18 protein-coding genes, 3 tRNA genes and 2 rRNA genes (1 of these 23 running past the window's edge) are annotated in these 23100 nt (G+C 44.0%); 11 read left to right on the top strand and 12 right to left on the bottom strand.

Annotation, left to right across the window (positions count from 1 at the left end; translation table 11 throughout):
- Window positions 1–11 precede the first annotated feature (11 nt).
- Complete coding sequence (locus FIS9605_RS0110620) at window positions 12–2651, bottom strand: EAL domain-containing protein (RefSeq protein WP_026732573.1); 2640 nt, start codon at window positions 2649–2651, stop codon at window positions 12–14.
- A gap of 17 nt (window positions 2652–2668) precedes the next feature.
- Window positions 2669–2911, bottom strand: a complete 243-nt coding sequence (locus FIS9605_RS0110615) for a helix-turn-helix domain-containing protein (RefSeq protein ID WP_026732572.1) — start codon at window positions 2909–2911, stop codon at window positions 2669–2671.
- A 331-nt stretch (window positions 2912–3242) separates the two neighbouring features.
- Here FIS9605_RS0110615 and rd point away from each other — a divergent pair, with 331 nt between their 5' ends.
- The 3 genes from rd (at window position 3243) to FIS9605_RS0110600 (ending at window position 5649) form a co-directional block, all read left to right on the top strand.
- The gene (rd, locus tag FIS9605_RS40305) at window positions 3243–3407 is read left to right on the top strand and encodes a rubredoxin (protein ID WP_063748452.1); all 165 of its coding nucleotides are present in this window, start codon (window positions 3243–3245) and stop codon (window positions 3405–3407) included.
- A gap of 80 nt (window positions 3408–3487) precedes the next feature.
- Window positions 3488–4828 carry an NAD(P)/FAD-dependent oxidoreductase gene (locus FIS9605_RS0110605; protein ID WP_026732571.1) on the top strand — a complete coding sequence of 447 codons (1341 nt, stop codon included), beginning with the start codon at window positions 3488–3490 and terminating at the stop codon, window positions 4826–4828.
- 539 nt (window positions 4829–5367) lie between these two features.
- Window positions 5368–5649 carry a hypothetical protein gene (locus FIS9605_RS0110600; protein WP_231510288.1) on the top strand — a complete coding sequence of 94 codons (282 nt, stop codon included), beginning with the start codon at window positions 5368–5370 and terminating at the stop codon, window positions 5647–5649.
- Window positions 5650–5842: 193 nt separating this feature from the next.
- Here FIS9605_RS0110600 and FIS9605_RS0110595 read toward each other — a convergent pair whose 3' ends face one another.
- Window positions 5843–6580 carry a 2-phosphosulfolactate phosphatase family protein gene (locus tag FIS9605_RS0110595; protein ID WP_026732569.1) on the bottom strand — a complete coding sequence of 246 codons (738 nt, stop codon included), beginning with the start codon at window positions 6578–6580 and terminating at the stop codon, window positions 5843–5845.
- 333 nt (window positions 6581–6913) lie between these two features.
- On the opposite strand from FIS9605_RS0110595, the gene FIS9605_RS0110590 reads away from it, so the two are divergent.
- Entirely contained in the window at window positions 6914–7333 is a 420-nt protein-coding gene (locus tag FIS9605_RS0110590) for a BlaI/MecI/CopY family transcriptional regulator (RefSeq protein ID WP_026732568.1), read from the top strand.
- Window positions 7333–8172 carry a M56 family metallopeptidase gene (locus tag FIS9605_RS0110585; protein ID WP_026732567.1) on the top strand — a complete coding sequence of 280 codons (840 nt, stop codon included), beginning with the start codon at window positions 7333–7335 and terminating at the stop codon, window positions 8170–8172. The genes FIS9605_RS0110590 and FIS9605_RS0110585 overlap by 1 nt, the downstream gene beginning before the upstream one ends.
- An 18-nt stretch (window positions 8173–8190) precedes the next feature.
- Here the strand turns inward: FIS9605_RS0110585 and FIS9605_RS0110580 are convergent, their stop codons facing one another.
- From FIS9605_RS0110580 to FIS9605_RS0110545, 7 genes are all read right to left on the bottom strand, one after another.
- On the bottom strand, window positions 8191–8736 hold the full coding sequence (locus FIS9605_RS0110580) for a DUF421 domain-containing protein (RefSeq protein ID WP_026732566.1): 546 nt from the start codon (window positions 8734–8736) through the stop codon (window positions 8191–8193).
- 321 nt (window positions 8737–9057) lie between these two features.
- A complete protein-coding gene (locus FIS9605_RS0110575) occupies window positions 9058–9978 on the bottom strand; it encodes an SDR family oxidoreductase (RefSeq protein WP_026732565.1) in 921 nt (306 codons plus the stop codon).
- A gap of 360 nt (window positions 9979–10338) precedes the next feature.
- Window positions 10339–11547, bottom strand: coding sequence for an aminotransferase class V-fold PLP-dependent enzyme (locus FIS9605_RS0110565; RefSeq protein WP_026732564.1), 1209 nt, complete (start codon window positions 11545–11547; stop codon window positions 10339–10341).
- A 55-nt stretch (window positions 11548–11602) separates the two neighbouring features.
- Window positions 11603–11674 (bottom strand) — tRNA-Asn (locus FIS9605_RS0110560).
- Window positions 11675–11838: 164 nt separating this feature from the next.
- On the bottom strand, window positions 11839–12390 hold the full coding sequence (locus tag FIS9605_RS0110555; protein WP_026732563.1) for an NYN domain-containing protein: 552 nt from the start codon (window positions 12388–12390) through the stop codon (window positions 11839–11841).
- 195 nt (window positions 12391–12585) lie between these two features.
- Complete coding sequence (locus FIS9605_RS0110550; RefSeq protein WP_026732562.1) at window positions 12586–13263, bottom strand: ABC transporter ATP-binding protein; 678 nt, start codon at window positions 13261–13263, stop codon at window positions 12586–12588.
- Between the two features lie 18 nt (window positions 13264–13281).
- Entirely contained in the window at window positions 13282–13554 is a 273-nt protein-coding gene (locus FIS9605_RS0110545) for a hypothetical protein (RefSeq protein ID WP_026732561.1), read from the bottom strand.
- Window positions 13555–13934: 380 nt separating this feature from the next.
- On the opposite strand from FIS9605_RS0110545, the gene psbD reads away from it, so the two are divergent.
- Complete coding sequence (gene psbD, locus FIS9605_RS0110540) at window positions 13935–14993, top strand: photosystem II D2 protein (photosystem q(a) protein) (RefSeq protein ID WP_026732136.1); 1059 nt, start codon at window positions 13935–13937, stop codon at window positions 14991–14993.
- A gap of 395 nt (window positions 14994–15388) precedes the next feature.
- Window positions 15389–17086 (top strand): beta-carotene ketolase CrtO, encoded by a 1698-nt coding sequence (gene crtO, locus FIS9605_RS0110535; RefSeq protein WP_026732560.1) that lies wholly within the window; start codon window positions 15389–15391, stop codon window positions 17084–17086.
- Between the two features lie 322 nt (window positions 17087–17408).
- On the opposite strand, the gene FIS9605_RS0110525 is transcribed toward crtO, so the two are convergent.
- Both FIS9605_RS0110525 and nadC read right to left on the bottom strand, forming a co-directional pair.
- Complete coding sequence (locus tag FIS9605_RS0110525) at window positions 17409–18707, bottom strand: cation:proton antiporter (RefSeq protein WP_026732559.1); 1299 nt, start codon at window positions 18705–18707, stop codon at window positions 17409–17411.
- Between the two features lie 194 nt (window positions 18708–18901).
- On the bottom strand, window positions 18902–19765 hold the full coding sequence (gene nadC, locus FIS9605_RS0110520) for a carboxylating nicotinate-nucleotide diphosphorylase (protein WP_026732558.1): 864 nt from the start codon (window positions 19763–19765) through the stop codon (window positions 18902–18904).
- 337 nt (window positions 19766–20102) lie between these two features.
- Here nadC and FIS9605_RS0110515 point away from each other — a divergent pair.
- From FIS9605_RS0110515 to FIS9605_RS0110500, 4 genes are all read left to right on the top strand, one after another.
- Window positions 20103–21592 (top strand): 16S ribosomal RNA (locus tag FIS9605_RS0110515).
- A 117-nt stretch (window positions 21593–21709) separates the two neighbouring features.
- Window positions 21710–21783: transfer RNA gene (locus tag FIS9605_RS0110510), tRNA-Ile, on the top strand.
- An 89-nt stretch (window positions 21784–21872) separates the two neighbouring features.
- Window positions 21873–21945 (top strand) — tRNA-Ala (locus FIS9605_RS0110505).
- Window positions 21946–22264: 319 nt separating this feature from the next.
- Window positions 22265–23100 (top strand): 23S ribosomal RNA (locus tag FIS9605_RS0110500); it runs 1992 nt beyond the window's last position.
- Together the 16S and 23S rRNA genes with 2 tRNA genes alongside form the textbook arrangement of a ribosomal RNA operon.

Here is a 23100-nt window from a genome sequence, read left to right as displayed (position 1 = left end):
ACAGTATTGCACTAAAGACTTTCTCCCTGTTCCTCAAGGATTTCTGTTGCTTTTTGGGCAGAAAGCGGGCGGTAGAACAGAAAACCCTGTACATCCTCACAATTAATAGACTTCAAGAACTCTAGTTCCTCTTCTTTCTCTACTCCTTCAGCGGTGAGCCTCAATCCCAGACTTCGCCCCAAAGTAACTATTGCCTTGACAATATGAGCTACCTTTACGTCCGTCGTCAAGTCACGGATAAAAGACCGATCAATCTTCAAATTGTGGAGTGGCAATAACTGTAGGCGTGAAAGAGAAGAATGACCTGTGCCAAAATCATCAATAGAGAGGTGAACGCCCATATTTTCCAAATCTTGCAGTACAGTTCTAGTAAAGTCTAGATCCTCAATCGCAGTGGATTCTGTTATTTCCAGTTCTAGAAAGCGCGGTTCTAGCCCCGTTTCTTCTAAAATTTTAGCCACAGTCTCCACTAGTTGCGGTTGGCGGAACTGCTTGAGAGAAAGATTAACCGCTATAGTTACGAGAGGCATTCCTTCGTCCTGCCAAATTTTATTTTGCCTGCAAGCCGTTCGCAAAACCCATTCTCCAATCGGGACAATTAGTCCGCTTTCCTCAGCCAGAGGAATGAAGATATTAGGAGCTACCAGTCCCATTTCTGGATGTTCCCAACGCAGCAATGCTTCCAAACCAGTTATTTTTCCTGTTGCTATGCTCACCCGAGGCTGATAATAGACCACAAACTCTTCTCGTTCTAAAGCATGACGCAAGCTTTTCTCTAAAGTTAGTATCTCAGGAGTCTTGGAACTTATAGAAGTAGTGTAGAACTGGTAGTTATTCCTGCCCTCGTCTTTAGCATGATACAGAGCTGCATCTGCGTGCTGGATCAGAGTTTCAGTATCAGGACTATGCTCGTCGAATAAAGCAATGCCAAGGCTGGCACTCACATAAAGTTCGTGTCCTTCGATATGAAAAGCTGTTTCTAATGCTTGCAGGATTCTTCTAGCTACTTGAGCTACTTCTTCAACATAATTTATTCGGGGTAGCAAGATAGTAAATTCATCACCTCCCCAACGAGCAACAGTATCCCCGGCTCTCAGTGAATCCCGCAGTCTTTGGGCAACACTCTGTAACAGATGATCGCCAAGCGTATGCCCCAGAGTATCATTAATGGTTTTGAACCGATCCAAGTCCAGAAACATCACAGCTAAACTTTCCTTCATCCGAGTAGCATTGGGCAAAGCTCTGGTAAGTTGTTCGTTAAATAGTAAGCGATTGGGTAATCCAGTCAGCAGATCGTGGAGTGCTTGGTAGCGAATCATTTCCTCTACCTGTTGCCGTTGTCGAGCACCACTGATACTAGCAGCCATCGTTAAAAGTGTAGATTCTTCGTGCTTCGACCAATGACGCTCCCTACAACAGTCTGCTAAGCCAAGGCAACCCCAGAACTTATCGTCCAGCCGCATTGGCACCAACAGCAGGGATTGAATACTTTCTCGGGCGAGGAGTTCTTGTTCAGTAGCACTTAATTCTCTTGTTAATCTGTGAATGGACTGTCCTGCGGAAAGAGCAGTGTACCAGTGGCTGAATCCAGTAACTTGATAAGGCTGATTCTGCCAGTTGCACTGAGAAGGCTCTACGGAGGCACTCGCCCACTCAAAGCGCAAGGTCATTGCCATTTCTCCTGTGGCTGGGTGGGGATGGTTCTCAAACATATAAACGCGATCTGCTTGGGCTGCTTCGCCCAGTACCGCTAAGGCTTTATCAATGGCTGTTTCGTAGTTCATTTCTGCAAGCAAACAATTAGTAGCTTCTGCTACTGCTTGTAGTAAGCGATCGCGCTGGCGTAGTTCAGCTTCTGCTTGCTTTTGAACGGTAATATCCCTGACAACAAAAGTCCTGATTAAATCGCTTTCGGGTAGATAGTGAATAGATTGTTCAAAAACGTCTTCACCAACTTGCACTTCCCGCACAAAAGAATTCCCCTGGCCACTTTGAACAGCAGTAGCCAGTCCTGCCAAAATGGGGTGTTGTGTACCAGCATTTCTGAGATTGGGAAATTTGAGAGCCGCAGCCGGATTAAGATAAGTCACCGTTCCCTCTAAATCCATCTCGATAATGGGATTGGGAATTAGTTCAGGGAAAGAAGCCAAGCGAGCCAGGGCTACTTCACCAGCTCCTTCAAAACTATCAGTGGGGACAGCTAATGTTTCAAAGGGATTGACGGGATGAGCTTGCTCTGACAAAAAGCCCGATAAATCTTCAGCTGCAAAAGATTCAGAAAACGCCTGTTCTGAAATGTTGGAGATAGCATAGTATTTAGCCTTAACTTGATTGTTGCCAAACTCGATCACATCTCCATGCTTGAGATCGTGAGAGAAGCATTTCATGCCATTAACAAATAATCCGTTTGTACTTTTTTTTCCCTTAAAGCTACCATCAATAATCCGAAAGCCATACTGGTCAGTCTCTGGAAGAGTTACCCGTAATAAAATTGCGTGTTGTCTCGAAACAGACCGCGAACGGAGGACGATCGCGTTCCTAGAATCTCGTCCCAAGGAATAAGTTGTCTCTTTTAGGGGGATAGTTCGTTGTCCTTGCATATCTTGGAGAACTAACAGGTGGCGTATTTTTTCTCGCTCATTTGCTGGCATCACTCTTCCTCACACTCTCATCTATTTGGGTGTTGCTCTGAAAAATACTGCTCCCATAAGTCTTGACCCCCAACCGCCATTTCCACCAGGAACTGCTCAATCAACTTTATTCCCATCTGTGAGGGGCTAGCCCGACCATTCTCCCAGCGATTGACCGTCTGGAATGAAACGCCCAATTGGCGAGCTAGTTGCTCTTGCGAGAGTCCTAGCCCTTTTCTCAATTCACGAATGAAATTAGGAAACTTTGGCCTTTCGGTCACGGTTGTGTACTCTTCTCTCTCTTAAATACTTAGAATAAAATTAAACACATGGTATAACACATGGTATATTTGCGTAACTTTTGAGCAAAACTAGAAAAGCTATTAAAAAGAGTCAAACCAAACCACATTTTTTCAAAAATTACCATTCGTAAATTACTTAGTTAATATGAGATAATGTAAATTTTAAAACGTTTGCGTTGCCTAAAACATTGATTGTCTAATCTTGTGATTGCACAGAAACTGCAAGCGTGAAGTAGTAGAAGTAACATTTTGTCAAGAAGCAAAGTAATATGTAGGCAAGGCAGACAATTTATTATTTATTAGAGGAAAAATGGAAAAGTATATATGCAGTGTCTGCGGTTATACGTATGACCCAGAAGTAGGCGATCCAGATGGCGGAATCGAACCGGGAACAGCTTTTGAAGATCTTCCAGAAGATTGGGTATGTCCTGTATGTGGGGCCGAAAAAGAAGATTTTGAGCCAGAGGAAGAATAAGTGGAGAGGGAGAGTGGGGGAGATGGGGAGAATAACTCATGACCAATGACCAATGACTAATAACCAATGACTAATGACCAATGACAAAACCATTGCAGATAGTAGTCGTGGGTGGTGGCGCAGCTGGTTTTTTTGGCGCGATCGCAGCTGCGAAAGCTAATCCTTATGCCCACGTGATTTTACTCGAAGCCAGCCATCAACCACTGGCTAAAGTTCGTATTTCTGGTGGTGGACGCTGTAACGTCACTCATGCTTGCTTCGATCCCAAAGAATTGATCAAAAATTATCCCAGAGGCGCAAAAGCCCTACTTGGTGCTTTTACTCGCTTTCAGCCCAAGGATACAATTGCCTGGTTTGCTAGCTACGGCGTACACTTGAAAACCGAAGCTGATGGCAGAATCTTTCCCACCACAGATAATTCAGAAACGATCGTCAACTGTCTGATGAATACAGCCAAAGCCGCTGGGGTAGAACTGCGTACAGGGGCGGTGGTAGTGGCGGCGGTAACAACAAGAGTGGGAGAGAGGGAGAGAGTGGGAAAGAAGAATTCTTTTCTCTCCCACTCCCCCACTCCAGAACTCCTCCACTGCCCCACTGCCCCACTCCCTCCCTTCGAGATGATACTCAAGTCGGGAGAGAAATTGTTGTGCGATCGCCTTTTGCTAGCTACGGGTAGCAATCCTGTAGGCTACAAGATAGCCAAACAGTTAGGACATACAATCGAACAACCAGTCCCCTCTCTATTTACCTTCAACATTCGCGATGAAAAACTGAGGAAGTTAGCTGGTGTTAGCGTCAATTCTGTCAAGTTGCGCTTAATTGTGCCCGGACACTCCCAACTAGAACAAACTGGCCCATTACTAATTACTCATTGGGGTTTAAGTGGCCCGGCTGTGCTGAAACTTTCTGCTTGGGGTGCAAGAGTGCTGCACTCAAGCAATTATCAAGCCAGTTTACTCATTAATTGGTTATGCCACTTTAAACAAGAAGAAGTGCGGCAGCAATTATTGGCAGTCAAGATTGATTCGCCAAAACGTCTGATCGCATCTCATTCTGGTGTTAACTTACCTCACCGACTCTGGCAACACATTGTTGACCGTGCAGGTATTTCTTCTGACAACCGCTGGGCAGAATTATCTAACAAATCCCTAAATAAGTTAGTACAAGAACTTACTCAAGGAAATTACTTTATTAACGGCAAAGGAGTATTTAAAGAAGAATTTGTCACTTGTGGTGGTGTAAATCTTAAAGAAATCAACTTTAAGAGTATGGAAAGTAAGTTAGTGCCAGGTTTATACTTTGCAGGAGAGATTATGGATATAGATGGTATAACTGGTGGCTTTAATTTCCAAAGTGCTTGGACGACTGCCTATTTAGCAGGTTTAGCGATGGTTAGTCAAGAAGTCATAAATAATAATTAATAAGCTGATACAAAATTCTATAAAAGATACGAAATATACTAAGTAGCTTGACAAAAAGTAAGTATTAATCGTAGAAGCCTGGAATCGGGAATAATTGATAGAAGATGGAAACTTCTTGTTTGAGTTTCTAAGCAATCACTTTTATAACAATAGAAAAACAGTATAATTCCGGGCTGACAACAAAGTATTTACACATTTAAAATACATTTTATAAGCTATCTCATCAGAACTATTATCGGTGGATATTTTTCACCGAGGAATCTTTGTTTGGGGGAAAAATCGCAAATTTTCTCCAAAATTTTGGTATTAAATTTAAGCTTGCCAACGGTAAGCTACAGTATTCCCTGGTGTTCCTTGACTGTGGTTATCACTCACTTACTTGCACTTAGGAGGTCAAATTGAGACTCGGCTTCATTCTATTTGGAATTTTTCTGATTTCATTTGCACAAGCAAATACCTTCACTTGTAACCGAACTGAACCAGGACAAGGTTCTTGTAAATTAGCACGTTCAGGTTTTTTATGGTCTGAGGAAAGAGAAATGCCAGTAAATAAATTACTGGGAGCGAGATTTTACGGGCCTAAGAACAGTGACTCTTCTAAAGTTGTAATCAATACTAGTACTGGTGAAGTTCCTTTTGCTTCGTTCACAAGTTATAGTGATGAAACTCAGCAGCAGGAGATCGCATCTCGTATCAGCAATTTTGTGAAAAACCGCGAAGAGTCATTTTTGCAAGTTGAGCAAAATGACCAATGGTGGATCTTAATTGGATGCATCAGTCTTGCTGTTGGTTTGTACCCCTTGCTCAAGCCTAAATCGTAACTAAAGGAAGAAGGTAAAAGGAAAACAATCTGTAGTGTACCCAATTCATGATGGCTACTTAGCTAAGTGTTTTCTGATCTTGGACTAAGATGAAATTTACCCCTTTCTAGACAAAAGTCTGGAAAGGGGCAAACAAAACAATAAAACAAAATTGTCTGGCTACTTACTTATTTTGCATTTGCATTGTAATTTATTAATAGTACCTTTTTAAAACGCCTGGTTCTTGCTGCATGGGCAAGACGTCTAAAGTATCGGTTTGGGAACAATATTTTAAGTCTTCATGGCATTCCAGACCTAACAGGCGTTTTCCATGACTAGCATTGTGGAAAAGTCCCAATAAGTTGTCTTGCCACTGAGAATAAAGGGCGATCGCGTTGATTACTTCATCATTACCAGCGACTTCGTCGGCTGATAAGTCAGCTAGTTGCAAAAGACTGTGAGCGATCGCACCAGCACAGGCAGTATCTTCTAGAGAGAAACTTCCTTCCCAGCCAGAACCAACGATCCACACTGTCTCTGGTTGCAGTGAAAGAAGATATTTGACCGCTGCACCTCGGTTGATAAATGCCGCTGCAAGCACAGCTTTTGCATCTTGTACTCGTTGTAAAGTCCGAGTGCCATTGGTAGTACTGATAAACAAGCGTCGTCCTTTTACCAGGTCTGGGGTACATTCTAGAGGAGAGTTACCCATATCGAAGCCAGGAACTTTGGCACCGCCGCGTTCCCCAGCTCGTAGCCGTTTTTCAGCAGGCCAAGATTCACTGACTTGCATAAGTTGATCTAAATTACTGAAAACTTGAACTGCTTCGCCTCCAGCTGCTAAAACTGTTGCCATTGTAGTAGTCGCTCGCAGCACATCGACTGCGATCGCGCATTCTGGCACTTTATCTACTGGAGTTAATTCCGGAGTATGGTATATGAATAGCTTCACGTGCTGGATACACCTGCATTTGATACTGCCGAGATCACATTCTAACCAGTTGCATGTCACCAACCATAGTGACAGTTCATCCCAAAGTGTATTGAAAAATAGAATGATAAGAATAATGCTGCTGTTAACATAGCAGCCGACAAGTGAGAAAATCAACGTTAATCTCAAAAAAGAACAGACGTAAAAACCTGTTTTTGCTCTTTTAATTTAATAAACTTATCGAACCGATAAGAAATTTAGTTTAGTTGTTGTTTGTTGTTTGTTGTTTGTTGTTTGTTCAAACCAACTAGCAACTACCAACCATCAACCAACTACCAACTACCAACAATCCATATGGCACCATTACCTGACTACCGCCCCAAACAATTGTCTCTAGGCCCGTTAGAAGCAGAAATATTGCATATCATCTGGGAACTTGGTTCAGTTACAGTCAAAGATGTACACGATCGCATCTTGGCTGACCCCAACCGAGAACTGGCATATACTTCTGTGACTACGGTGCTGCGTCGTCTCACCGAAAAAGGCTGGTTGGCTTGTGACAAAAAAGGACGAGCATTTTATTGGCGACCGTTGCTGACCAAGCAGCAAGCCGAAATGATTAAAGCGCACGAACAATTACACCGATTTCTAGCAGTAGGAAATCCTGATGTTGTCGCCGCTTTTGCAGATAGTTTAGATGAAGTGGCAAATGAGAAAATCCAAGCGATCGCCAAACGCATTCAAGCCGCACGGCAAGCAAGGGAGGAAAAGTAATGCATCTGTTGATGATTTTCGCTGCTTTGACACTTGCTTGCTGGTTCAGATGCTCTTGGACGGATTTTCAAGGTTCTTGGGCTGAAAGATGGCGACGAGCGCTATTTTTCTTTCTCTTCCCCCCCTTGCTACTTTTCATGACAGCGATCGCTTTACTGTGCATGGGCCCTCAGGGGAAAATGGGGGGTTTGCAGACAGGCTGCTTTGGCTATGTAGTGGCATTAAGCTGTCTGGGATTTTTTGCCATTTTATGCTTAAAACGGGCATGGCAAGGATGGCGATCAGTAAAATCTACCCGTAGCTGTCCTCTGGTCAATATCGCAAGCAAACAAGTGCGGCTGCTGAACACAGGAGCATTGTTTGCAGGTCAAATTGGTTTTTGGCAACCCGAACTTGTCCTTAGCCAAGGATTACTACAAATTCTCTCTCCTGCCCATTTAGAGACAGTCTTGGCTCATGAACAGGGGCACTACTATTACAGAGATACATTCTGGTTTTTCTGGTTGGGTTGGGTGCGTTCCTGTACGGTTTGGTTGCCTAATACAGAAGCATTGTGGCAAGAACTTTTGGTCTTGCGTGAACTACGTGCTGACGCTCACGCTGCACTGCAAGTAGATCCTTTACTACTAGCAGAATCATTAGTGTTAGTAGTAAGTACTCCACCTGTGAGCCCAGAAATCTGCTGTGCAGCCTTGGCGTCTAATAGCGCAGAACGTTTAGAGCAAAGGATAGAAGCTCTGTTAGGGCAACCAGAACCAATCTCAGAGTTTAACACGCAATTTTGGAATAGGTTTCTCTTGGCATTACTGCCGTTGCTAACAGTGATATTTCACTCGTGATGCGTAGGGTTGGGACTTCTAACTCTTAACTTCTTGCTCATTTTGCTGAGGCGCAGAATTAATTTTTGACTCATAGCGGATGATACTAATACTACCATCTGCTTCCATAAATGCTCTTTTTACATCTTTGAGAGATTCCACACCCTGCTGGCGTAACTGGCTCATCAATTCTTGTTCGGTAATCAGTTCTCGTTTCATGTGACGATCTATGATGCGACCATTTTTCACCAGTAGCAGTGGTGGTGGGTTAAGGAAGCGTTGAAACGCAGGAACTTGATACCCCAACCAGTTCAGGAAATAACTCCAAAAAATTACAGTTCCAACCAAAATGGCTCCTTCAGTAATCGATGTATAGTTACTTGCCATTGCGTTTTGAGCTGCTTCTGCAAACAGCACAACCACAAGTAAATCTGCTATTCCTAGCGTTCCTAGCTGTCGGCTTGGAAGTAAGCGCAAAACCGAAAACAGTGCTAAGTAAACCAACGAGCCACGTATAATCAGTTCAGCAACGGAGATGCTAGGAATAAACATTTCTTGCCAATTAATGTGGAACCATATTTCCATTAGCGCTTTTTTTCCCCCCTATTTTTGAGATTCTATTTGATCAATAAAATCAAAAACCAAAGCTGTGAATTTCCCAACAAACCACAGACTCCATTCATGTAAATATAGCTTGATGTCTCCATCCTCATTTAGGCTAATACTGGTGTTGTAGTAAGCACAAAACCCGCAAGAAGGATATAACTACTTACAAAAGTAGTAAATTATATAAAGTTATCAAATTTTTGAATTTGGGAACTCTCCCTTGCCAAAAAAACGCGCATCTCACCACAACAGCTTGATGCGCGATCGCTTAAACTCAAACTCATACAACAAAAAAGTAATCTAAAAGCTCCAAGTTCGTGCTTTGTCGCTAAAGTCACCCTCTATTGTGTCGTAACCTTGAATTGGTTCGTAAAGATTGTCAGGTGAAGTTTCTGACTTCGGCTCATTAGTTCGTTGCCCACTAAAAGCTTTACGCACCATGTAAGCATCCACTAGACTCGGCGAAATTCGTTGAGCTGCAAGAATCATTTTGCCAGCATCACCAACAACAACATCGCGTTTTGGACGTTCGGCACATTCAACAATAGCTTTAGCAACCAAGCTAGGCTGGTAAATCGGCGGTACTCCCACAGGCTTTACTCCCAATTTGGTACGTGCCTTATTAAACAAGGGTGTATTGATAGAAGCTGGCATGATATTCGTAACGCTAATAGGTAGCTTTTCATGCATCAATTCAACACGCAGAGATTCCAAAAAGCCATCTACCCCGTGTTTTGATGCAGCGTAGGCACTTTGTAATGGTAGACTACGCCTTGCCTCCACCGACGTAACATGAATTAATGCCCCACGTCCTTCGCGCTTGAGATGGGGTAGCGCCGCCATCGCGCCATATACTTGTCCCATCAAGTTGACATCAATGACGCGCTTAAATTCCTCTGGTGTTGTCACCTCAAAAGCAGCATATAGTTCCACAGCGGCATTATGTACCCAAGTATCGAGACGCCCGTATTGCTCAACCGCTTTATCTGCGATCGCCTTTACTTGCTCGAACACCGTTACATCTGCGACTACGGCGGTTGCTTCACCACCCATTTTCTGAATCTCTGCCACTAAAGACTCTAATCCAGGCTGGCTGCGAGCCGCAACTACTACCTTTGCACCTCGACTGCCAAACTGCAAAGCCGCATTTCGCCCAATACCACTAGAAGCCCCTACTATCGCGACAACTTGCTGATTGATTGGCTTAAGTTGTATCTGCATTACTTCTGCTCCTGCAAAATTACTCTGTACTCCTACCAATCAAATAAGTCAGAGTCAGCGAGGCAGTTCATCAGTCGCAGGTTAAATCAATACAATTGTTCTTCTACTACCTGTTCTATAAATTTTTGCACTAAAGGCAGTTGCAAAGCATTGCCTTGTTGAGTCAAGATTTCTTTTCGCACCAGTTTTCGGATAACGCCTTGATCTTCTCCTGTGGGAGTTTGCTTTTGAATGAGTCGGCGGAGGAAATTGTGATCGCTTTATGTCAAACTTGTCCATAATTCTCGGAAATATAGCATTAGCCACATCATGCCTTTGCGAACTGATACATAAATTATGTGACTTGGTATCGTAAGATAATTAATTGCCATTCTCAGCCAACAACTCTAGCAACGCTCTGCCTAAATATTCATACTCCTCGATTGTGTTGTAAATCTGCGCTGAAATTCTCACCAGTAATTTTGGTGTCTCATGCCAAGGAACTACCTGTACCTGAATACCAAACCGATCAAATAACTCATCGCGTATAGACATAAAACTGCGGTTTTCCAAAGCAGCAGGCATAGGTATAACCGCCATTGAGCCGATCATCTCATCGAGACATGGTGGCAATACTTGCAGTGCTTCACAAAGTAGCTGTCTTGCTTGCAAAACAAGTTGATGATTGCACTGTCTCAATTCATCCCAGCCACCAGGTAACAGCGAACCCATAAAGGCGATCGCTTCTGGTACGCACATATAAGCTGTGGGATCGTCTGTCCCCGTCCAGTCAAATTCCAATTGAAAGCGACTTTTATCAGTGCGTGATGAGTTAGCACCGTGGCTGATTGTTAGTGGACGAATTTCTGGCTGTTTATCTCGTCGTACGTACAAAAATGCTGCTCCCTTGGGCGCACACAGCCATTTATGACAATTTCCGGTGTAATAAGTCGCACCAATTTCTTGCAAGTTTAGAGGTATCATCCCTGGCGCGTGAGCACCATCTACAAGTGTATCCACACCCATTGCTTGCAATTTTTGCACCAACTCCCGTAGAGGAAAGATTAACCCTGTTTGACTGGTGATATGATCCAGCAGTGCTAATCTTGTTTTGGATGAAACTTGCTCTATTACTGCTTCTACAACTTGCTGAGGCGAATCGAGCGGAAAAGGAATCTTTACTACTACCACCCGCGCACCTGTACGACTGGCAATAAAATCAAGCGCATTACGACAAGCGTTGTATTCGTGGTTAGTTGTGAGTATTTCGTCTCCGGGATGAAAAATCAGGGAACGCAACACCGAATTTACACCAGTGGTTGCATTCGGGACAAATACCAAATCCTCAGCACCAACACCCACAAACGCCGCTAATTTGCTCTTAGCCTCATCCAAAAGTGGTTCCCACTCCCTCGTGAAAAATCGTAGTGGTTCCTGTTCGAGTTGCGATCGCAAATTTTGCTGAACAGCTAGCACTGCAATCGGACAGGCACCAAAAGAACCATGATTAACAAAAGTCACTCCTGGATCAAGCGACCACAAATCAGCCCATTTAACTTTGTGATACTGAGATTTGGTATCCTTGAACATGAATTCATCTAATAAACAATGTAGAGATGCGGCATACCGCGTCTCTACAATTTAACTCCCCAGGCAGGATTCGAACCTGCGACCAATCGGTTAACAGCCGACCGCTCTACCACTGAGCTACTGAGGAACGTCACGATTAATAATATTAGTACCAAACTATAGAAAATGGCAAGTACCTTTGGAAAAATTTTTCTAAAAAATTTTGAGTAGCAGTTTGACTTTAATAATTTTCACACCACTATGTCGCTCTCAACTCACACAGCTAGTAGAGGCTAAGTTTATATAACATACCTACTTTAATTCCATTCGCAGTTCAGCTAAACGCTGCCGCGCCTTGGCATCAATGGAATTGGCTAAAAATCTACTATTGGATTTTTTACGTGGTTGATACTTTTGCCGAACCCGGCAAACTGTGGCTTGCACTTCTTGACACAGTTGTTGTGCCGATAGCCATTCAGCTCCATACCCCTGGATCATTAGCTGCTGTGCCCGATCTGATGTGGCAACAATCACACGAGAAATCAGAGATTGGGCTATAGAGGAACGCAAAGACGCACAGGCTTTTTCTATATAGGTGTCTGCCGTCTGACCAAAATCAGTATAATAAACGGATAAAAGCTCTGTAATGACTTCTTTATTGCTACTTGTATTTTGATATTGGGCATCAAAAACAACAAGTGTCTCGTATCCTTGAAATGCGCTATAACTAGTCATAGCTTCTACCAATTCCCAGCGTGCTGCCTCTAGCCCAGCGCGAGCGCGAGTTTTTTTCAGGCAAGACCAAGCGCCAATGATGTTATAGCCGTCCACAAGCAGAACGGCTTGGGTTAAGGAACGGGACATGGTTTTGAATCACAATTTTCTAGAGTTAACAAAATTCATTCATAACTTTTATAGTAATTCAACCATCCCTTGTAACACTGTGTTACAAAGCCAAAAAAATCAATAGCTTCACAAAACTTGCCTGAAAAGGTCATTTGTCATTAGTTATTGTCCTTGGCTAACAACTAATGACCAATGACCAATGACTCATGACAATTACGAGGCTTCATCATGCAACTGCATCAGACGCTGTTTGAGGCGGTGAGCTTCTCCTTGATCTACCAAAGAGCCTCTTTCTAACAAAAAAGCGCCATCACAGTAATTTAATTCGTCTAGGCGATGCGTCACCCAAAGGGCCGTAATACCTCGACTTTTGACTAATTTACGGACACTAGCCACCAATTCAAGTTGGCTATCTGGATCGAGTAAAGCAGTGGGTTCATCTAATAGTAAGACTGCACAATGACGAGCTAAAGCACCGGCGATCGCTACTCGCTGTTTCTGTCCTCCACTCAAAGCATAGATAGGACGTCGTTGCAGTCCCAGCAAATTCACCGCTGCTAATGCCTCCTCAACCCTTGCTCTCACAGTAGCTAGTGGCAGTTTTTCTTCTACCAGTCCAAAAGCCACATCCGCACCAACAGTAGGCATCACTAATTGATGATCGGGATTTTGGAAAACAAAGCCAATCGGATGCAATATCCCAATCTCACCGGACTGGGGAGCTAATAATCCCGCCAGCAATCTCAGTAATGTTGATTTGCCACTGCCATTTGTACCCAACAGCATCCAGAATTCTCCTTTGGGTACTTCTAGAGAGCAAGATTTGATTACTTTCTCTCCAGAAGGCCAGCTGAAGTCTAGATCTTTTACCTTGATGCCTAGTTCCGTCATTTCTAAACCGCTACCTCTTTATTCAGAGGTGAGGGCGAAGAAACCAGGTGGTCTGCCACTAGCAGTGGCTGCACCATCTTTTTGTACTACCTGCACTCCGGAAATTTCACTAGCACGTACGGCGATTTTTTTCTCTGTTTTGCCCTCGCACTTGAGTTCCACAATCTCAGGCTTACCAGAAGTCATCGCTGCTAACACTAATTGATAAACAGCTTCTGCATCCTCAGCAGTCTTGCGTTGTACCGATATCGGGAAGGGAGTGTTTCTTACGGTTAAATCGATTGTGAACATTTAACTTCAAATTTATTTAACTTTAGGTCTCATTTTAGCTTGAAGAAGGCAGAAGACAGGAAGCAGAGGGCAGAAGGGATAAATTTCGTTGAGGATTGGCGACTCCTTTTTAGAGTTTATAAATATCTGTACCATTTAATAAACAATCAAATTTTAAAAATAAATTACCTTTTTAATTTAAATTTTTCTTTTCCAAAAATTAAGTTCAGTTAAAAAAATACTGGAAAAATTAGTGAACAACACATAATATGATTAAAGTGAGTAAAAAATTGTAAACTAGATTGACAACCTGGTTTACATTATGTGTATAGACAGCCAAAAACTGGCAGTCTATATGCAGAAGCAAAAACCTGTACTTATAAATTTGGAGATTTGCTCTAATGACGATCGCACTAGGACGCACCCCCAGTAGCAGAGGGTGGTTTGACGTTCTCGACGACTGGTTGAAGCGCGATCGCTTCGTATTCGTAGGCTGGTCTGGTTTATTGCTATTCCCCTGTGCATTTTTAGCACTAGGCGGATGGCTAACCGGGACAACCTTCGTAACCAGCTGGTACACCCACGGCTTAGCCTCCTCCTACCTGGAAGGGTGCAACTTCTTGACAGTAGCCGTATCAACTCCCGCCGACGCAATGGGACACTCATTGTTGCTGTTGTGGGGACCAGAAGCCCAAGGCGACTTCACCCGTTGGTGTCAATTGGGTGGATTGTGGCCATTCGTAGCACTGCACGGAGCCTTTGGTTTAATTGGCTTCATGCTGCGTCAATTTGAAATTGCGCGATTGGTAGGAATTCGTCCTTACAACGCCATCGCCTTTTCTGCGCCGATCGCGGTGTTCGTGAGTGTATTCTTGATGTACCCGTTGGGACAGTCAAGCTGGTTCTTTGCACCCAGCTTTGGCGTCGCAGCAATCTTCCGTTTCTTGCTGTTCTTGCAAGGGTTCCACAACTGGACACTCAACCCCTTCCACATGATGGGAGTCGCGGGTGTACTCGGTGGAGCGCTGTTGTGTGCGATTCACGGTGCCACAGTTGAAAACACCCTATTTGAAGACGGCGAAGCGGCAAACACCTTCCGCGCCTTCAACCCCACTCAAGCCGAAGAAACCTACTCAATGGTGACAGCAAACCGTTTCTGGTCACAGATTTTCGGTATTGCTTTCTCCAACAAGCGCTGGCTGCACTTCTTCATGTTGTTCGTGCCAGTGACGGGTTTGTGGATGAGTGCCATTGGCATTGTCGGCTTAGCACTCAACCTGCGAGCTTACGACTTCGTCTCTCAAGAATTAAGAGCAGCCGAAGACCCAGAGTTTGAAACTTTCTATACCAAAAACATTTTGCTGAACGAGGGTATCCGGGCTTGGATGGCTCCTCAAGATCAACCGCACGAGAAATTTGTATTCCCTGAGGAAGTTCTGCCTCGTGGTAACGCTCTGTAATAAACGTGCAATTTTCGGCATCACATAGTTGAAACTTTCCCCACCTTAAAGGTGGGGTTTTATTTGAAATATTTGTCCTTAGTCATTAGTCATTTGTATTCAACAAAGAAAAAGTAAAAATAACTAGTAACTGTTTTAACGAAAAACCTGCTATTTAGATACACATCAGCTTAGTCATTGGCGGAAACAGAAGAAAAAGATACTTTTGAAAAAGTAAAAATCATATTTTAATTTTTTATTGGCTTATATTGATTGTTACTATTTAACAAGCATCAAAAGTCTTATTTCCAAAGATATTTAGTAAATTGTAAATTTATATAACTGATGAATGATGTACTATTTGTAACGTATTTCTAACATTAGAAAGGCACCTATTTCCTTCAAAAGTTTTCACTATGCAAGAGTATGACGTTGTAATTATTGGTGCAGGACACAATGGATTAGTTTGTGCTGCCTATTTATTAAAAGCTGGGTATAGCGTTTTGCTATTGGAAAAGCGTTCAGTTCCTGGGGGTGCTGCCACGACTGAAGAATGTTTACCAAAAGAAGCACCAGGATTCAAATTTAATTTATGTGCTATTGACCACGAATTTATTCACCTTGGGCCAGTAGTTCAAGAATTAGAACTAGAGAAATATGGCTTGGAATATTTAGAATGCGATCCAGTCGTATTTTGTCCTCATCCTGATGGCAAATATTTTTTAGGTCATAAGTCAATAGAAAAGACTTGTGCAGAAATCGCCCGTTACAACGAACGTGATGCCAAAAAATATGCAGAATTCACAGATTACTGGCAACGGGCATTGGGTGCAATGATTCCCATGTTTAACGCACCCCCAAAGTCAATTCTTGATATCTTGGGTAATTATGACATTACCAAAATAAAGGATTTATTCTCGGTAATTGGTTCTCCTAACAAGACGCTGGACTTTGTTCGTAATATGATGACCAGCGCAGAGGATCTCCTCAATGAGTGGTTTGATGAGGAATTTCTGAAAGCACCTTTGGCAAGACTTGCTTCCGAACTTGGTGCACCGCCTTCACAGAAAACCATTGCGATTGGTGCCATTATGATGGCAATGCGCCACAACCCTGGTATGGCAAGACCTCGTGGCGGTACGGGTGCTTTGGTGCAAGCTTTAGTGAACTTGGTAAGAAGTAAAGGTGGTGTCATCCTGACGGATCAGCAAGTTCAGAAAATTTTGATAGATGATGGTCGTGCTGTAGGTGTGCAAGCGGCAAATGGTAGAGAATATCGTGCTAAACATGGGGTAATTTCCAACATTGATGCCAAGCGTCTATTTTTGCAATTGATGGACAAAAGCGATGTGGATGCAGCCGATCCAGATTTGTGGGAAAGATTAGAACGCCGCATCGTCAACAACAACGAAACCATTCTGAAGATAGACTTGGCATTAAACGAACCATTGCGCTTTGAACACCACGAACATAAAGATGAATATCTAATTGGATCTGTATTGATAGCAGATTCAGTTGCTCACGTCGAACAAGCCCATAGTAAATGTACCTTGGGAGAGATTCCCGACTCTGACCCATCAATGTATGTGGTAGTGCCAACAATGTTAGATCCGTCAATGGCACCACCAAGCAAACATACTGTATGGATTGAATTTTTCGCCCCCTATCAAATTGCTGGTGCAGAAGGCACTGGTTTGAATGGAACTGGTTGGACGGATGAACTGAAAAATAAAGTTGCTGACAGGGTGATAGAAAAGTTAGCAGCCTACGCGCCGAATGTGAAAAACGCAACTATTGCCCGTCGCGTCGAAAGTCCGGCAGAATTGGGTGAAAGATTAGGTGCGTACAAAGGGAATTACTACCACGTTGATATGACACTGGATCAGATGGTGTTTTTCCGTCCCTTGCCAGAATTGGCAAACTACAAAACGCCTATTGAGAATTTATTCTTGACTGGTGCAGGGACTCATCCAGGTGGTTCCATTTCCGGAATGCCAGGACGCAACTGTGCGCGGGTATTTTTGCAGACTAAGCATCCTATTGCTCAAACTGTCAAGGATGGCTGGGGTTCGCTTAAGTCAACAGTTGGGTCGGTGTTTGGAATTAATAAGTAAGTAAGCGAATGGATAATGCGCCTACAGACTGGAAGTCTGAGGCTACATAAACAAAGCCTGCCTGTGCAGGCTTTTTCGTTTCTATTGAATTAAGGTTAATTGTGCGATCGCTCCTGCTCCTTTTGCAACTCCTCTGACATTTGAGGTTCGTTATACTTAAACCCATTTTTCAATCAGTTCTAAAATACCTCGATAAGTAACGATCCCCTTAAAACAACGCTGTAGTCGTCGGTCTACATAAGCTTTGAATGCAGCTGGTTGCGTCATCACTTTGAATTGCACAGTCGCAAAAGATATAGAGTATTTTGTTGATTATGGATAATCACTCAAATTCATCAATTGTCGCGGGTGGATGAAATTCTCTACGTTCAGCAATATAGCGCTCATACAAATTCATCAATGGAGTTGCACTAATTCCGTGCACAATCACAGAAGCAACAATAGTAGTGTAGGTAATCCAGGAAATTTGCTCAGCACTTTCACCTTCTAAACCCTTACCTAAAGCATAACCAAGATAATATAAAGAGCCAACGCCGCGAATGCCAAACCAACCAAATAACCACCGAGTTCCTGGATGCAAAAAGCGACGCCGCAAAGATGGCGAGCGTTTACCAATTGTGCTTAGCCAAGTTCCCAGAGGTCGAATGATAAGAAACAAAAACACTATTACTAATAAAGATTGGACAGCATAATTGAGCATTGGTTTCCATAATAATATTGCTCCCAATAGTAAAATTGTCCCTATTTCTAATAGCTTTTCTACTCGTTCTATAAATTCTAATTGTGCCAATGTTTTTTCTTGATTTTTGTAACTCCTTTGGACAACTAGTCCAGCTACAAATACTGCTAAAAATCCATAACCATTCACGATTTCTGTCAAAGAGTAAGTTAGCAAAATTGTGCTAATGGCAATAAAATCTTCCATTAATTCATCAGCAGGACGGCGTTTTTGGATTTTTTTATCAATCCACACTATTGCTTTGGCAACAACAAATCCCATAGCAATACCAGCAGCAATAGCCCAAATTAAATCAACACCTACCCAAGATTTAAACCAATTGCCCCAGTTGTTATCTTTTAGCGCATAAAGTCCGAAATAAACAAAAGGAAAAGCTAAAGCATCATTTAATCCGCCTTCAGAAGTTAAACCAAAACGCAATTCGTCTTGATCTTCTGTATCAGTCAGTTGAACTTCTGAAGCTAATACTGGGTCTGTGGGTGCAAGAATTGCTCCTAATAAAATTGCCTCTCCCCAATTCATATTTAAAAATAGTTTGCCTACAGCAGCTATCCCAAAAATGGAAATTGGCATCAATAATGCAATCAGCCGCGTTGTGATGTTCCAAGACCGCCAGCCTAAAGGACGAACAATTTTTAAACCGCAACTAAAAACAGAAATAATCACTACAAATTCCGTGAGACGTTCTAGCACTTCGGCATTAAATATTTCATCGCGTCGCAATTGAACCAGTCCAAAGCCATAAGGGCCTAAGATAACACCAACCACTAGATAGATGAGAGCAAAAGAAAGAGGTAAACGCGAAATCCAACCAGAGCCTAAAGTTACAAGTAGTAACAGCAGACCAATAATAAATAGGTCAAGAATATAAATATCTACCATAAAAATTAGCAAGTATAAAAAATTAGATCGCTTTGAAAGTTTACTTGCGATCGCTGTTGCCTCTAAATTACCTTCGGGTAGATTTCAATATCTGCAATCTGGGAGGACAATCTACCCCTAGACACTACCAATGCTATTAGGCTGTGACATGCTCGAATGCGATCGCTGCAAGTGATTACCCATATGGTAGTAACCTATTGAATCTTCATGCTCAAATCCAACCACTTCGACTGCGTAATCGGTGCACTGCTAGAAATATAGTCCACACCTGTCTGTGCCACAGCACGAATAGTTTCCAGGGTAATATTGCCAGAAGCCTCGATTTTCACGTGACTATTTTCTAGGCGAATCATCTGTACAGCCTCCCGCATCGTATCAAGAGGCATATTGTCCAGCATAATAATGTCAGCTTTGTGGCGTAATGCTTCTTGCACCTGTTCTAAGGTTTCCGTCTCTACTTCAATTGTCAGTGGATAAGGAATGTGAAAACGAATACGGGAAATAGCTTCTCCAATTCCCTTTGCTGCTGCAATATGGTTGTCTTTGATCATCACTGCATCATCTAGTCCCATCCGATGATTTATCGCTCCTCCTGTCTGAGTTGCATATTTTTCTAAAATTCTTAAACCTGGTGTAGTTTTGCGCGTATCCACAAACTGAGTGGGTAAATCGGCTATCTTTTCGACATACTGACGAGTTACTGTTGCAATTCCACTTAAACGCATCGCCAAGTTCAGCGCTACCCGTTCCCCGATCAATAATGCAGCCAAGGAACCATGCATCTGTGCTACCACCTGTCCCTGCTGACAGTATTCACCCTCAACTGCAAACGCTTCAAAGCTAACTTTTTCATTCAATAGTTGAAATACCCGTGCTGCTACTGGTAAACCAGCTACTACCCCAGGCGCTTTTGCGATCCACTCCGCTTGTCCTTCAATAGCATCTTGAGATAGAAGAGATTGAGTTGTGCGATCGCCCCTACCAATATCCTCTAATAACCAATCACGTAACAGAGGGTCTAACACCAACCAGGGGGGCAAAATTCCTACATTGCTCACAACTTGATTGCTTCCTTCTCTAACTCCAGGAAAAATTTAGCCCAAAACCCTTGATTTATTTAGGTTTTTTAACCGCTCGAAAAAATCTGAAAAATTTTTTCTCAAATAGTTGACAAAGGGGTGTGGAGTAGCTACTATAAGAAAGTGCCTTCGGAGCGGGCACGAAAGAAAACCGCTCGGGCGGCAACCGAACCATGAAAACAATATAGTTTTGAAAGCCATTATAAAGCACTTGCCTGCGGGAGTAAAGAATAAAGACCGAGGCTGAGGTCAAAAAATAAACAGCCGGATGAACAATGTAGAGACGCGCCATGGCACGTCTCTACACCAGGAAATCAAAACGGAGAGTTTGATCCTGGCTCAGGATGAACGCTGGCGGTATGCTTAACACATGCAAGTCGAACGGACTTCTTCGGAAGTTAGTGGCGGACGGGTGAGTAACGCGTGAGAATCTGGCTCTAGGTTCGGGACAACATTGGGAAACCGATGCTAATACCGGATGTGCCTATGGGTGAAAGATTAATTGCCTGAAGATGAGCTCGCGTCTGATTAGCTAGTAGGTGGGGTAAGAGCCCACCTAGGCGACGATCAGTAGCTGGTCTGAGAGGATGATCAGCCACACTGGAACTGAGACACGGTCCAGACTCCTACGGGAGGCAGCAGTGGGGAATTTTCCGCAATGGGCGAAAGCCTGACGGAGCAATACCGCGTGAGGGAGGAAGGCTCTTGGGTTGTAAACCTCTTTTCTCAAGGAAGAAATTTGACGGTACTTGAGGAATCAGCATCGGCTAACTCCGTGCCAGCAGCCGCGGTAATACGGAGGATGCAAGCGTTATCCGGAATGATTGGGCGTAAAGCGTCCGTAGGTGGCTGTGTAAGTCTATTGTCAAAGCGTCATGCTTAACATGATAAGGGCGGTAGAAACTACACAGCTAGAGTGCATTCGGGGCAGAGGGAATTCCTGGTGTAGCGGTGAAATGCGTAGAGATCAGGAAGAACACCGGTGGCGAAAGCGCTCTGCTAGGCTGCAACTGACACTGAGAGACGAAAGCTAGGGGAGCGAATGGGATTAGATACCCCAGTAGTCCTAGCTGTAAACGATGGATACTAGGCGTTGCTTGTATCGACCCAAGCAGTGCCGTAGCTAACGCGTTAAGTATCCCGCCTGGGGAGTACGCACGCAAGTGTGAAACTCAAAGGAATTGACGGGGGCCCGCACAAGCGGTGGAGTATGTGGTTTAATTCGATGCAACGCGAAGAACCTTACCAGGGCTTGACATGTCCGGAACCTTGCCGAAAGGTGAGGGTGCCTTCGGGAGCCGGAACACAGGTGGTGCATGGCTGTCGTCAGCTCGTGTCGTGAGATGTTGGGTTAAGTCCCGCAACGAGCGCAACCCTCGTTCTTAGTTGCCAGCATTTGGGATGGGCACTCTAGGAAGACTGCCGGTGACAAACCGGAGGAAGGCGGGGATGACGTCAAGTCAGCATGCCCCTTACGTCCTGGGCTACACACGTACTACAATGCTCGAGACAAAGGGCAGCGAGCCAGCGATGGCAAGCAAATCTCACAAACTCGGGCTCAGTTCAGATCGCAGGCTGCAACTCGCCTGCGTGAAGGCGGAATCGCTAGTAATTGCAGGTCAGCATACTGCAGTGAATTCGTTCCCGGGCCTTGTACACACCGCCCGTCACACCATGGAAGCTGGTCACGCCCGAAGTCGTTACCCTAACTCTTCGGAGAGGGGGACGCCGAAGGTAGGACTGGTGACTGGGGTGAAGTCGTAACAAGGTAGCCGTACCGGAAGGTGTGGCTGGATCACCTCCTTTTAAGGGAGACCTACCCATTCACTGACCGAGAGTCAAGGTATTGAGGTAGTGAATTGGTCATCCCAGGTCGGACGCAGGCAAGAGTGAGGCTTTCAAACTATAAAGGGTTCGGAATATGGGCTATTAGCTCAGGTGGTTAGAGCGCACCCCTGATAAGGGTGAGGTCCCTGGTTCGAGTCCAGGATGGCCCACCTGAAGCAAGTAAAAAGAGCAAAGTCAAAAGTAAAAAGAAAAATATAGTTTCTTTTGCCTTTGAACTTAGAACTTTTGCCTTGTTGATGGGGGTTTAGCTCAGTTGGTAGAGCGCCTGCTTTGCAAGCAGGATGTCAGGAGTTCGAGTCTCCTAACCTCCACCTGCACACAAAAAACAATAAAGCTGTTTATCATTGGACTCGCACAGAGTGAGGAAAAGTGGTAGAATAGCTATTGTGGCGGGAAGCCAAGTGTGGTAAGATAAGAGATTGGGTAAATTCCAGCATCTGAAACAAACAGCAAAGTTGTTTAGCTTTAGACTGCTGGGTGAAGAACCAGCCAGAACCTTGAAAACTGCATAGTGAAAGCGAATGTAGCAGGTAGTTAGTAGAGAGTAGGTAGTAGATAGTAGTTTTTTGTGAAAAACAACTAACGACTAACAACTAACGACTAACTAATAACAGACACCAATAGTAAAGTGGTCAAGCGAATAAGGGCTTGTTGGTGGATACCTAGGCACACAGAGGCGAAGAAGGACGTGGTGACCGACGAAACGCTCCGGGGAGTTGGAAGCAAGCATTGAGCCGGAGATATCCGAATAGGGCAACCCTAAATACAGCCTATTGAATATATAGATAGGTATGAGCGAACCCAGCGAACTGAAACATCTAAGTAGCTGGAGGAAAAGAAATCAAACGAGATTCCCCAAGTAGTGGTGAGCGAACGGGGAAGAGCCTAAACCAAAGAGCATGCTCTTTGGGGTAGTGGGACAGCAGAGCGCGAATCTAAGGATTAGACGAAGCATTGAAAAGATGCACCAGAGAAGGTGAAAGTCCTGTAGTCGAAAATCTAAGGATAGTAGCTGAATCCCGAGTAGGATGGGGCACGTGAAATCCCATCTGAATCAGCCTCGACCACGAGGTAAGGCTAAATACTCCTGTGTGACCGATAGCGAAACAGTACCGCGAGGGAAAGGTGAAAAGAACCCCGACAAGGGGAGTGAAAAAGAACATGAAACCACAAGCCTACAAGCAGTGGAAGGACGATAGTTCGTCTGACCGCGTGCCTGTTGAAGAATGAGCCGGCGAGTTATAAGCACTGGTAGGTTAAGGTGAACAACCGAAGCCAAAGCGAAAGCGAGTCTGAAGAGGGCACAAATCAGTGTTTATAGACCCGAACCCTGGTGATCTAACCATGACCAGGATGAAGCTTGGGTAACACCAAGTGGAGGTCCGCACCGACCGATGTTGAAAAATCGGCGGATGAGTTGTGGTTAGGGGTGAAATGCCAATCGAACCAGGAGCTAGCTGGTTCTC

Source organism: Fischerella sp. PCC 9605, from assembly GCF_000517105.1.
Classification (GTDB): Bacteria; Cyanobacteriota; Cyanobacteriia; order Cyanobacteriales; family Nostocaceae; genus PCC9605.
This window is presented reverse-complemented; position numbering and strand designations above follow the sequence as displayed.